The organism is uncultured Candidatus Kuenenia sp. (assembly GCF_900696675.1).
Taxonomy (GTDB): domain Bacteria; phylum Planctomycetota; class Brocadiia; order Brocadiales; family Brocadiaceae; genus Kuenenia; species Kuenenia stuttgartiensis_A.
Genome location: NZ_CAADGZ010000102.1, coordinates 1 through 12,730, shown reverse-complemented (window position 1 = coordinate 12,730; position 12,730 = coordinate 1). Strand labels below are relative to the sequence as shown.

Genomic DNA, 12,730 nt, shown 5'->3' with positions numbered 1-12,730 from the left:
CTTCATCGAAATGGTGAATCTCCTTTCAGGTGTTTTTTGTTATCAATATACCGCCGAATACCTTGGAAATCCTACCATTTCAATCCTATTCCTGCAACAAGGCTTTGCCTTGTTTGCAGGATTTAGGAATAATCTTTTCTGCTTATCATTGTGTGGAAAAACGACGGGGAGGGGATGGTGTTCCCCCCCCTTTTCTTTGTGGCGATATTAAAGCAAAAACAGTGAAAATGCAAAATGAAAAATGCAAATTGCACAGAGAGAAGGCAGCATGACAGGACGATTCTTAAGCGGGTTTCAGCATATACTTGTTAGGTGGTAAAATAATAACAAGTGTTGCGTCAAGATGATAAATGTGATAATTTTCGATTTATGAATACAATCGATTTAAGGAAAAAGAAACATTCAATTGATGAATTATTGACCATGGCAAGATCTGAACCATTAATGATTTGCGACAAAGATGGGAAAAATTATGTCCTGGAGGAAACTGATGAGTTTGAGAAAGAGGTAAAAGAACTCGGTAGTAGTAAGAAGTTCATGGAATTTCTAGATGAAAGATCGAAGGAAAGAGAAACTATGCCTATCTCATCTATAACGAAAAAGCTAGGAATATAAACCGTCTAACAAGTTTCTCACCATCTCTAATTCTCCAGAAGCGATGAAAATGGTTTTATAGCCATATCATGTTGTAGTATCTGTACCTAAGCTATTTTTTGTAGTCTCATTTTCGAGTTTGAAACGTCTGGCATTTCTGTTTCTGTACCAGTTCAAATGTATAGGGCTATTCAAAAGGTCTCAGCTTATAATTGCAAGGGTCTCAGCTTGTCATTGCGAGGGTCTCCGCTTGTCATTGCGAGGGTCTTTTCCGAAGCAATCAGTATACTACGAGATATTTCGTGATGTAAGAAACGCCATATCGCGGGAGAAGCAAATTAAGGGTGGCTCAAGGGCTAAAAAAATAGAATTAATTAATGGAATGAATGCAGGAAGGAAGGATCCCTATGACGGTTTATGAGATTGCTTCGGAAAAGACCCTCGCAATGACAAAATAAGTCATCATGTTGCGTTAGTAACACCTGTAAACGATGAAAATGGTTTTATATCCATATCATCTTGTAGTCTCTGTACTTAAGCTATTTTTTGTATTCTTATTTTTGTGCCGGAAACTGTACAATTTTATTGATTAACAGCGTAAAGTGGCAGGAAATAAATTTACATGCCTGAATGTGCGGTATGAAATGAGATATGAATAATTATGTTAATAATGGTATTAAATGGCTGGTGAACGGTGGATTAACCGATGCTTTAAGCGAAATATTTAATACGATTCATCGGGATGACCAATATGAAATGGTACGTAATGGACATTTCGGGAGGGTTTTGAAATATACTAATAGTTATGAATCGTATTATATAAAACACTATAAGGCAAAGGGCGGTATCGACAGGTTTAAATCGTTGTTTGCTCAGTCAAAGGCTAAAAGGGAGTGGAATCAGGGGTTTTTATTGCTGAAAAACGGTTTTCATACCGCAGAACCAGTAGCTATGGGAGAAACACGTAGTTGCGGAATACTCCGGGATTGTTACATAATTTCAAAAACAATTCCAAACAGCATTTCAGTAAAAGCCCTTTTGCTTGAGTTAATAAAGACTCCGGCGGGCGTAATACAAAAAAAAGAGGTGTTGCGAAACCTTATTCTCTTTGTAAAAAATATGCATGACGCCGGGATTTTACACGGAGATCTTCACGCTGAGAATATATTGGTTGACGTCAATGATTTTGCGCTGTTTTATTTAATAGATATTGGCCATGCCAGGTTCGGGAAAAAAACGACGTTGTCTGCCAGAAAGAAGGAATTGTCCCGATTATTGTATTCCATTGAAGATGTATGCACAAATGAAGAGATAATTGAATTGGCGTGTTGTTACGGAACCTTTGATCCTCAAGAAATATTAGGGAGCGTAGGTGCTACGAAATACCGTATATGGCGCAGCAGGGCGGGAAAATGTTTAAAGAAAAATAATGTATTTACCATAATAAAAAAGGGCGGTTACAGAATAAACATGAGAGCGGAGTGGGACGCAGATACACTGCTTGCCCTCATTGAAAAGCATAATGATTCGTTGCGCGATAGGCGGGAGAATGTTATTAAAAATTCTCATAAAACAGGGATTACCCTTGTTTTATGTCCTCATGAAAAAATCAAAGGTGTGTGCGTAAAAGAATTCCGCTATCCCGCTTTGCTAAAAAGAGGCATTTATTCTTTCATCCATTCCCCTGCGCGAAAGGCATGGTTTGCCGCTCATGGGCTTTTAGCGCTAAAACTTCTTACCCCTCAACCGATTGCGCTTTGCGAAAGCAGGAAGTATGGCATTCTGGAGAAAAGCTTTCTTGTGACGGAGGATGCAACCGGGAATTTGCCGTGTAATCAATATGTAACGGAAAAATTAAATAGGGCGCATGGCGAACTGGTTTTTAGAAAAAAAAGAAGGTTTGTTTCAAGTCTGGCGGAGTCTTTTAGGAAATTGCACGATTTGGGGGTATATCATGCAGATCTGAAGGCAAATAATATCCTGGTGAATGAATTGCCTGATGCCTGGAATTTTTATTACCTTGACCTCGACAGGGTTTACTTTAACGGAAGAATTACGCGTGATGAACGCATTAGAAATTTGTCTCAAATAAATGCATCGATGCCAGATTGTTTGACATACACGGACAGATTACGGTTTTACAGGGCGTATATGAAGGGAAAGAAGATTAACAATGCTGATAAAGAAATTATACTGGGAATTATTAAGGCCAGCATAGCAAGAAAACACTTATGGCAGCCGCAGGCAAAGGTCTTAAAGTAGCTACCATAGTTATGGAAACAAAAAGAGTCTATTTTTTAATACAGGAATGGGAACACCCTGCAAGCAGATACAGGGTGTTGCAGTATCTTCCCTACTTAAATGAAGCACATATAGCATATACAGTATCACTTTTTCCCGGTTCGTTCTGGCAATGGATGAAATTGTTTTCTCAAATGAATGGTTATGATGTATTGTACATCCAGAAAAAGAGGCTGTGGCATTGGCAACTTTGGTATCTGAAGAGAAAGTGCATCAAAATAATATATGATTTTGACGATGCGGTGATGTACAAAAGCCCGGTAGATGGACGCCGAAGATCGTTTAAAAGACAGCGGACATTTGCCAGAATGGTGCGGTTTGCCGATTCTGTAATTGCAGGCAATTCGTATCTGAAATCAAAGGCATTGCCTTACAATAATAACGTAACTATTATCCCTACTGCAGTAGATACGGGCAAGTATTCGGTCAGGAATTATGATACCAGGAAGGAAAAGATAACCATAGGATGGATCGGAAGCAAGTCATCGCTTCCGTTCATACAGGAATTGACGCCTGCTTTTGATAAGTTGGCAGAACAGAATAAATCGCTGGAACTGAAGATTATTTGCAACGAATTTATTGATTGCAAAACAATGCCTGTGCACAAAAAGATATGGGCAATTGAAGACGAAAATGCCGATTTACAAGGCATTGATATAGGTTTGGCGCCTTTGCCGAATCATGAATGGACAAGGGGCAAGTGCGCTACAAAGCTGCTTCAATATTTTGCAGTGGGTGTTCCCGTAGTATGTTCACCGGTGGGAGTCCACAGTGAGATTGTTGAGGAAGGCGTGAATGGCATGTTTGCTTCAACTGTTGATGAGTGGGCAGAGAAGATAAAAAGCCTGGCCGATGATGCGGCGCTGAGAAGGCGTATGGGGCTGGCAGGGAGAAAGACATTAGATGCCGGATATTCATTACAGGCGAATGCGCCGAAATTTATAAATGTTATCAGGGGTGTTTAACGTAATAGAGGGTGGAAAAGTTTCCACTGCGAAATAACGGTATTTAAAATACACAAAAGCATTGATTATGAAAATTCTCTACCTGTATTCTGATCACAAGTGGACGGGGCCTTCGCAGCCTATTGTTGAGTTGTGTAATTATATGAGCAAAAAGGCCGACGTTATGTTGTTGACGAGTGTGCCTAAAATTCCGGATACAGGCTTGATTTTTCATGTGGAATCCGGCAGGGTAAAAACGGTACAAACCCTTGCTAAGCGCGGTGGGATTGGCGCAATGATGAGAAACAGACGTGTGGCAAAGCAGGTTGTTCAACAATTTGATCCTGACATCATTCATTTCTTTCGTGATAGAGACCTTGCTGTGCACCTGGGGAGTTCGCATAAGGCGGTAAAAATATTTACCGATTTCAATGTTACTCCGCCCGGTTTTTTGAAAAAAACAATTTGCAAAAAGGCGGATGTTTTCACGGTATTTAGCCTTAAATTAAGAGATATGCTGCAGAACGATTTCAGGAAGGTAGTTTGTTTAAAACCGTGGCTGGATATTCATCAAATACCAAAAAAACCAAAAAATATCAGGCCGGAATTTGGTTTAAATGATGATGATTTTGTGGTTGGCCTTGTCATGAGAGTGCAGCATCACAGAAAATTTGAACTGGTTGTTGAAGTCGTTAAAATAATAAAGGAATCCGGTAAAAATATTAAGTTTTTACTGCTGGGAAGGGGCCCTAATCTGAATAAACTGGCGGTAATGCCGGTTAAGAAAAATAAATTAGAGGATAGTGTGATTTTCGGCGGGTACAAGAGACTGGATTACTGGGACGCCGTACATTGCTTTGACGTAATGTTTTATACGGTTGCCGGTTCTGATGGAACAGCGAGGGCTTTAAGGCAATGTCAGGTGTTGGGGAAACCTGCTATCTGTCTAAAGAGAGATTTTGTTGAGGAAATCGTCCATGACGGTATTGATGGGTTTGTGGCGGGAGATGATCCAAAGGAAATTGCAGAAAGATTACTTGCCTTATTTTCTCAAAAAGATATGCTTTTTGAATTTTCAAAACGCTCTGCCGCTCAGGGGCGTAAATATGATCTGGAGAATGTTGGCGGCGAAATATACGCATTATATGAAGAATGTATAAAGAGCACCAGGCCATAAATAGTAAGAAGGATAGTTTTCTATGCATTACAAAAAAAGTGTAATCTGTGCTTATGGCAAATAAAAAACCTCTGGTTTCTGTTATTATGCCTACCTATAACTGTGCGGTTTATTTACAGGAATCAATTGAATCAGTTCTTGCACAGACATACGATGCGTATGAAGTTGTTGTGATTGATGATGGTTCTACTGACAACACGAAGCTGGTATTGAAGCCTTATATGGAAAAGATAAAGTATATTGATTTAGGGCGCAATGAAGGGCTTCCAACGGCAAGAAATCTGGGCATTCAGTCGGCGAAGGGAGAGTATGTCGCATTCCTTGATGCCGATGATATTTGGATGCCGGAGAAACTGGAGATGTCAATTGACCAATTCATGAAAAATCCTGATGCTGGAATGGTATATTCAAAACATATAAATATAGACTCAAAAAGCCAGTTTCTGGAAGGAAAGATCAGGAGAAGATTGCCATCTGGCAATATCTTCACTCAATTATTCTTTGAACAAAATTTTATAATATGTTCTTCCGTTGTGGTTCGTAAAGAGGTGTTTAATAAAACGGCTTTATTTGATTCTGGACTGGTAAATTGCCAGGATTGGGACATGTGGCTGAGAATCGCATTCTATTACAAAGCGATTGGCATAGACGTTCCGCTGGTGAAATACAGGCATAGTGCCAAATCTCTAAGTAAAAACCGCAATAATGTCCTGAAATATCAGAAAGTGATCATTGATAAGATATATACTATGTTTAAAGACAGTGAGAACGGCATTAACGAAAAAATGTATAAAAAACGTTTAGCCGCACATTATGCTAAAATCGGCAGACATTATACGCGAATGGGCGATAAAGTTGTGGCAAGGGAAAATTTTCGCCTTTCGTTGAAAATGGATCCGATTAATATCAGAACCTTGAGATACTACTTGTTTCATTCATGAATGACCTGTGTATTATTATTGTCAACTGGAACACAAAAGACCTGTTGTTGAAATGCATTGCATCCGTTTATGAATCTGATACAGATTGTAGTATTAAAATTTGTGTCGTGGATAACGGATCGAAAGATGACAGTGTTGTGGCGGTGCGTAACAGGTATTCCGGAGTGCATATTATAGAGAACAGGGAAAACAAGGGGTTTGCCGCTGCGGTGAATCAGGCAATAACGGCTATTTCCCCAAAATATTATGTATTGCTTAATACAGATGCGATTTTAGAAAAAAATACGTTGCGGATATTGCATGCTTTTATGGAATCCCATAATGATGCGGGAATTGCCGGTGTTCAACTATTAAAACTAAACGGTATGAAACAAAACAGTTTTGATAATTATCCAACCCTGGCATCTGAGTTATTGAATAAAAGTTTCTTGCGATGGTTGTTTCCTGATAAATACCTGAGTAAGAAACGCGTCATCACGCAGCCCGTCGAAATAGAATCAGTTATAGGGGCATGTATTATGGTAAGGAATGAGGCAATAAAAAAAGTCGGTACATTGGATGAGAGATATTTTTTCTTTCTTGAAGAGACTGACTGGTGCTATCGCATGAAAAATGCAGGGTGGAGAGTGTGGCATGTCCCCGACGCCAGGGTGATTCATCTGGGGGGAGAGAGCAAGAGAAAAGCGCCGTGGCAATCGCAAATTGAGTATTGCCGGTCATTGTATCTTTTTTTTAAAAAGAATTATTCCCGTGATGTTTACGTTACCTTCAGAATATTGTATGTTATGAAGATTTTATTCAATTTAATCATCAATAGCGCGGGGAACGGCATTGTTATGTTTCTTAGCAGGAAGTTGAGATACCGGTTGACAATATATTGCAGGCTTTTTCAATGGCATGTATTGTTATGTCCTGATTGGATGGGATTACGGTCGGCAAAACCAGGTAAATAAGAATTATTTTAACACTTTGGTTTTTTGAAAAAGCAGGGGGCGAAGCATTTGCCCGTTTGGGTATTAACGTATTTATGACCATTTACAGCAAATGCTTCGCCCCTACTTTTTGATTGTTGGAATTTTTCAAAAAACTAAAGTGTAACGAATTATTAAGGAATAGGCGGGCAAAACTACTATTGATGAATACGAAAAATAGTAAAATAAGTCAGGTATCAGAGTATGCATTTATTACGTATTTTTTTATTTTAACATTTTTTCCTTTCGGCGCTGATGTCATTAAGATGATGTGTTTGGTGACCATGGTTGGATGCCTGGCGTATCAGATGGTGCTTGAGAAACGGATTATCTTTGAGAAAACAGCGCTTAACATACCCATACTGGTATTTTTTATTTATCTGATAATAGCATCAATTTTTTCAAAAAATACAAAGTATTGTTTCGAAACACTCCTGCACGACTATGTCCCGTACTTCATCATCTTTTTTTGTATGGTCAATACAATACACAGTATTGAACAAGTGAAACGCATAATAAAGGCAATGCTTATTACCTGTGGGCTGGTATGTGCATATGGTTTGTATGGGTATTATACGGGAATTGCCGCAAGAGATGACAGGTTAATTGCTACATTTAAGTATCACTCAAGGATTGCAAAATATATTTCATTGTTCCTGCCGATTGCTATTTGTCTGTTTTTTTATTACAGAAGCATATTTGTTAGGTTTTGGCTTGGATGTCTTGTTTTTGTAAGCGGATATGCAATAGTTCTGACGATGAGCAGGGCAAGCTGGTTCGCAAATATGGTTGCTGTGATTTATATAGCGTTCATGTTGAAAAAAAAGTACTTGCTCATTGCGATAATTGCTATGTGTCCTTTATTGTTTGTGCTTTTGCCATCGAAATATTCCATGCACGCCAAAACCATCACACAATATGATAAATTCTTTTCGTCGAACAAGATTCTTGGAGAAAGGTTGATGTGCTGGAAGGCGTCGATTGCGATTATTCTTGATCATCCGTTGCTGGGGATCGGGCCAGGAAAAAGAAACTTCAGGGATATATATGAAACATACAGAAAGGAGATTAGAGAAAAAGAAAAGAAATCTCTTGGGGATATTCCTGCGAAGACTATTAAGAAGAAAAAAGTGCAAAAGGTTGAAAGTCTTTCGCATGCGCATAATATTATACTGCATATGTGGGTGGAAACGGGGATATTTGGATTAGCGATCTTCCTATGGATGTTTACCATAATATTTTATAGAACAATAAAAGCGATAAAATCAATTGCAGAAAATAGATTCGAAAAAATGCTGCTTGTAGGTGTTTCAGCCGGTCTTGTTTCGCTGATTTCCCACGGATTAACTGATATTTTCTGGAAAACCCCTGAATCCTTATTTCTTTGGCAGGTTATCGGGGTGTTGTTCCTTATTATTCAATTAGAGGGAAACAGAAAAAGAAAGGATATTTTAAGCAGTCATTCAGGGAATAGCTAATGCTATGCTTGCCAATTAAGAACGCATTTCCCGAACCTAAAAATGAGGAAGACTGTGTGACTTAAATCCTCAGGATGGTTTATTTTTATTGACAGAAAAAATATTGTCTGCTTCAGTAAAATCCTTTTTTAATCAAGAGACAGCAAGCTCTCTAACATGGGTTATGTCCCTTTTACTAACTGCTCGTATTTGAGATGAAAGCAAAGTTGTAACAGCAACTGTTCCACCGTCAAGTGTCATAAATTCGACTTCAAATGCTTCACCTTGACGATGAATGTGAATAACCGTACCGACATCACCAGCCTGTAAACCATCCTCCGGTAAATCTTTCAACAAAACAATTCGGTCATGCTCTTTTATCATGGTTTCCTCCTATTTTGGGTGTGCAGTAATCAATCTTGGTGTTGTAGACTTTTTTTCTATTATCCAAACAGTCCTTATATACGGATTGCGGCTATCCGGTGTTTCTAACAATCCATCGACACTATAACGTGTGCCATATTCAGATTCAACGACTTTTACCACATTATAGGTTGCCCCATGTTTGCGCAAAGATTCTGCTAATATTCTCCAATTTTCCAGCGTGAAACCAAATTGAGATAAAAAGACCGCTTTATTGCTCCCATCCGGATGTGATGTACACAACAAGTATTCCGTAATTTTTTTACGATCTACTTGTGCCTGATCTGCATTAGGCAAATTCATTAGTTTTCTTACGTGAAAGTAATTTTACGTGGTATAACTTTATGGCTCTTCAGTAAAATCTATGAGTAAAAAGAAAGAAGAGTGTGGATCTGCTGTAAACCCTTATTAAATGAATGAAACACCAATTCCATTCATTACCAGGGAGCAACAGATGTAAGTAAAGACTATATTGAATAAATATAATAAATTCAAGTTCTTTGTGTATTCTAATATTCGATATAAGGATAAATACGAAGGGCAGGTTATTGAAATCGACATCTTTTTCAAAACATACAAAATATTGTTTCGAAACAATTGCATGACTATGTCCCAACTTCATCATCTTTTTTTTGTATGGTCAATACAATATATATATATTCTGGAAAACCCCTGAATCCTTATTTCTTTGGCAGGTTATCGGGGTGTTGTTCCTTATTATTCAATTAGAGGGAAACAGAAAAAGAAAGGATATTTTAAGCAGTCATTCAGGGAATAGCTAATGCTATGCTTGCCAATTAAGAACGCATTTCCCGAACCTAAAAATGAGGAAGACTGTGTGACTTAAATCCTCAGGATGGTTTATTTTTATTGACAGAAAAAATATTGTCTGTAATAATCTATCTGGAATAGTGTATATTTAATAAAAAGTTAATCTTATTCTATGCCGCTTCGTTATTCGTAGCGGCTTTTTTATTTTGAGTTCACAAGAGAAGCATTGTAATGTTTCCATAAGAAATTTGAGGAAAAGAATGGCAAAAACGGTAAGAGATAATGTTCGTAATGTAGCTATTATCGCCCATGTTGATCACGGCAAAACGACTCTGGTTGATCAATTGCTTAAGCAGAGCGGTACGTTTAGGGTGAATCAGCAGATTCAGCATAGTGAAAGAATCATGGATTCGAATGACCTTGAGCGTGAGCGTGGTATAACCATACTGGCAAAAAATACTGCTATTAATTACGAAGGAGTGAAAATAAATATAATAGATACGCCAGGACATGCTGATTTTGGCGGAGAAGTGGAGCGGGTGCTCAAAATGGCGGATGGTGTGTTGCTGCTGGTTGATGCGGCAGAGGGGGTCATGCCTCAGACCAGGTTTGTACTGCGAAAAGCCCTTGGTTATAACCTGAATCCTCTTGTTGTAATTAACAAGATAGACCGTCCTGACGCCCGTTGTCAGGATGTAATCAATGAAGTGTTTGATCTCTTTGTGGACCTTGATGCCAACGACGAACAATTGGATTTTAAAATTGTATATGCAAGCGGACGAAACGGCTATGCCAAATTATCGCTTGATGATGAAAGCAGCGATATCAGACCACTCCTTGATGCAATTATACAATTTGTTCCAAAACCATGTTATGACGCTGAATTCCCATTGCAAATGCAGATAGCATCGCTTGATTATAATGACTATGTCGGCAGGATTGGAATTGGCAGGATTTTTTCCGGCACAATTACCACCGGCCAGCAAGTTGTTAGAATTGATAAGACAGGAAAACAATCCTTGCATAAAATTACTGATCTGTTTGCGTTTGTGGGGTTATCAAGGGAAAAAACGCTGTCGGCAATGGCGGGAGACATCATAGCATTAACGGGAATTGAGAATATTGATATAAGTGATACGATTACTTCTGTTGAAAATCCACAAGCAATGCCGTTGATACATATTGATGAACCGACCCTTTCCATGGTATTTTCCGTTAATAATTCTCCGTTTTGTGGTAAGGACGGAAAATTTGTTACCAGCAGAAATTTGAGGGAGAGATTGTTTAGGGAATTACGTGCAAACGTTGCCCTTAAGGTGGACGAAACAGCTTCGCCAGATGCTTTTTGCATTTCAGGAAGGGGATTATTACATCTCTCAATATTAATCGAAAACATGCGCAGGGAAGGATATGAATTGCAGGTATCAAAACCGAAAGTAATTTTTAAGGAAATAGACGGGAAGAGAATGGAACCGATGGAGTATGTGGTTATAGATGTGCCAAAAGAAATGGAGGGACAGGCGATTTCTCTTCTGGGGGCTAGAAAGGGTGAAATTGTCAGCATGAAGACGGAAAAACAATATACACATTTTGAATTTAAGGCGCCTTCGCGTGGATTAATCGGTTTGAGAAACCGTTTGTTGAGTTCTACGCGGGGCGAGGCGGTTATGCATCATAATTTTTATGATTACGAACCTTACAAAGGAGATATAGTGCACAGGACGCAGGGCGTATTGGTTTCTATGGCTGCTGGTGAGGCCACGGCATACGCTTTGGAGGGTTTACATGATCGTGGAATAATGTTTGTTAAACCCGGTGAAGAAGTGTATGAAGGGATGATAGTTGGTGAGCATTGTGAACAGAATGATATTGTGGTTAACGTGATAAGGGAGAAGAAGGCTACGAATATCCGACAGGCTACCGGAGAGAAAAGCGTTAAGTTGTCTCCGCACAGAGAATTTTCACTAGAAATGGCACTTGAATATATTGAAGACGATGAGCTGGTTGAAATTACTCCTAAAACATTTCGATTAAGAAAAAAATTTCTTACGGAGAATGAAAGGAGAACCACACGCAGGCAACAGAACCCTGAAAAGGTAGCAATTCCATAAAGATACGAAGATTCGTTACGCAAATAATGTTTTGTTAAAAAAAGCAGGCTTTTCAGCCTGCTTTTTTTAACAATAATAGTAAATGTATATGTAATTATTACTTCTTTTTCATTTTTCCTGTTGAAGCGGAACCACCTTTTGCTACAACCTTTTTAAAATCTTGTCCTACGCTGAATTTAACAGTTTTGCTTGCCTTAATATTAATAACTGCTCCCGTTTGGGGATTCCTTCCTTTTCGTGCTTTTCTTTCTTTTACTGAAAAGGTTCCGAAACCAATAAGACGCACTTCGTTCGATTTCTTTACTCCCTGCTTGATGCCGTTCAATACAGCGTTTACCGCCTTTTCTCCGCAAGTCTTAGAAACACTACATTCATTCGCAACATACTCAACTAACTCCTGTTTATTCATACAACTTTCTCCTTTCTAAAAATATGGCGTATATAAGATAACCATAAGGACAAGCTAAAGTAGGGGTTAGAATACAGTAAATAACTTTCTGAATCAAGCAATTTTTTGGGCATTCTGAAAAAATATAAGTATGATATATTTGTGCAAACCAGCATAAATAGGGAATCAGCAAGGGGAGTTCTTTTCAGCTTAACTCGTTTCCAGCATTTTAGCTGTTTGAAAATTGCATTTCAATAAATTAGGCTGCCTTTGTCAGTGACTTTATTCTGTTGTTACTCTTGATGTAGAGGCGCATACAATGCGTCTCTACATCAAGTCGTCGGAGTTGAGAGTGGCGGTATGACCGGGAAAGGTACATAAATGAACTTGGGAGGTCTCATTATTCAGGTTGATGACTGTAATACCGCATATTGCAAGGGAAGCCGAAGGATATCGCGAGGAGCATTTCCGATTTTTTGTAACCGTTTGTGTGATTGGGGCAAAACAACGCTGCAAGGGATGTGGCAAGCCTTGTCCCCCGCTGGCGGGGGATTAAGGGGGTGGAATTGTCTGCGGAGGAAATCCGGGAGGTTTATAACATGAATAGCCATAAATTTTTCTTCTCATTCCTACGTTCTGCGGGAATGCATGT

Annotated in this window: 12 protein-coding genes; 9 read left to right on the top strand and 3 right to left on the bottom strand. The window is 38.8% G+C overall.

Going from position 1 to position 12,730, the window contains the following annotated elements; genetic code table 11:
• The 8 genes from QZT26_RS13210 to QZT26_RS13175 form a co-directional block, all read left to right on the top strand.
• On the top strand, positions 1-211 hold a 211-nt coding region (locus QZT26_RS13210), incomplete at its 5' end, for a hypothetical protein (protein ID WP_295102736.1).
• A 158-nt stretch (positions 212-369) separates the two neighbouring features.
• The gene (locus QZT26_RS13205) at positions 370-615 is read left to right on the top strand and encodes a hypothetical protein (protein ID WP_295102734.1); all 246 of its coding nucleotides are present in this window, start codon (positions 370-372) and stop codon (positions 613-615) included.
• Between the two features lie 630 nt (positions 616-1,245).
• Positions 1,246-2,856, top strand: a complete 1,611-nt coding sequence (locus QZT26_RS13200) for a lipopolysaccharide kinase InaA family protein (protein ID WP_295102733.1) — start codon at positions 1,246-1,248, stop codon at positions 2,854-2,856.
• Complete coding sequence (locus QZT26_RS13195) at positions 2,826-3,860, top strand: glycosyltransferase family 4 protein (RefSeq protein ID WP_295102731.1); 1,035 nt, start codon at positions 2,826-2,828, stop codon at positions 3,858-3,860. The genes QZT26_RS13200 and QZT26_RS13195 overlap by 31 nt, the downstream gene beginning before the upstream one ends.
• A 67-nt stretch (positions 3,861-3,927) precedes the next feature.
• Positions 3,928-5,016 (top strand): glycosyltransferase, encoded by a 1,089-nt coding sequence (locus tag QZT26_RS13190; protein WP_099323804.1) that lies wholly within the window; start codon positions 3,928-3,930, stop codon positions 5,014-5,016.
• 53 nt (positions 5,017-5,069) lie between these two features.
• Entirely contained in the window at positions 5,070-5,957 is an 888-nt protein-coding gene (locus QZT26_RS13185; RefSeq protein WP_157820313.1) for a glycosyltransferase, read from the top strand.
• Positions 5,954-6,910 carry a glycosyltransferase family 2 protein gene (locus tag QZT26_RS13180; protein ID WP_099323802.1) on the top strand — a complete coding sequence of 319 codons (957 nt, stop codon included), beginning with the start codon at positions 5,954-5,956 and terminating at the stop codon, positions 6,908-6,910. Before QZT26_RS13185 ends, QZT26_RS13180 begins: the two co-directional genes overlap by 4 nt.
• A 182-nt stretch (positions 6,911-7,092) precedes the next feature.
• Positions 7,093-8,406, top strand: a complete 1,314-nt coding sequence (locus QZT26_RS13175) for an O-antigen ligase family protein (RefSeq protein WP_099323801.1) — start codon at positions 7,093-7,095, stop codon at positions 8,404-8,406.
• Positions 8,407-8,538: 132 nt separating this feature from the next.
• On the opposite strand, the gene QZT26_RS13170 is transcribed toward QZT26_RS13175, so the two are convergent.
• Entirely contained in the window at positions 8,539-8,769 is a 231-nt protein-coding gene (locus tag QZT26_RS13170; RefSeq protein ID WP_099323800.1) for a DUF4926 domain-containing protein, read from the bottom strand.
• Between the two features lie 9 nt (positions 8,770-8,778).
• Positions 8,779-9,111 carry a DUF6883 domain-containing protein gene (locus tag QZT26_RS13165; RefSeq protein WP_099323799.1) on the bottom strand — a complete coding sequence of 111 codons (333 nt, stop codon included), beginning with the start codon at positions 9,109-9,111 and terminating at the stop codon, positions 8,779-8,781.
• A gap of 728 nt (positions 9,112-9,839) precedes the next feature.
• On the opposite strand from QZT26_RS13165, the gene typA reads away from it, so the two are divergent.
• A complete protein-coding gene (gene typA, locus QZT26_RS13160) occupies positions 9,840-11,690 on the top strand; it encodes a translational GTPase TypA (protein ID WP_295102727.1) in 1,851 nt (616 codons plus the stop codon).
• A gap of 97 nt (positions 11,691-11,787) precedes the next feature.
• Here the strand turns inward: typA and QZT26_RS13155 are convergent, their stop codons facing one another.
• Positions 11,788-12,099, bottom strand: coding sequence for an HU family DNA-binding protein (locus QZT26_RS13155; protein WP_099323797.1), 312 nt, complete (start codon positions 12,097-12,099; stop codon positions 11,788-11,790).
• Positions 12,100-12,730 lie beyond the last annotated feature (631 nt).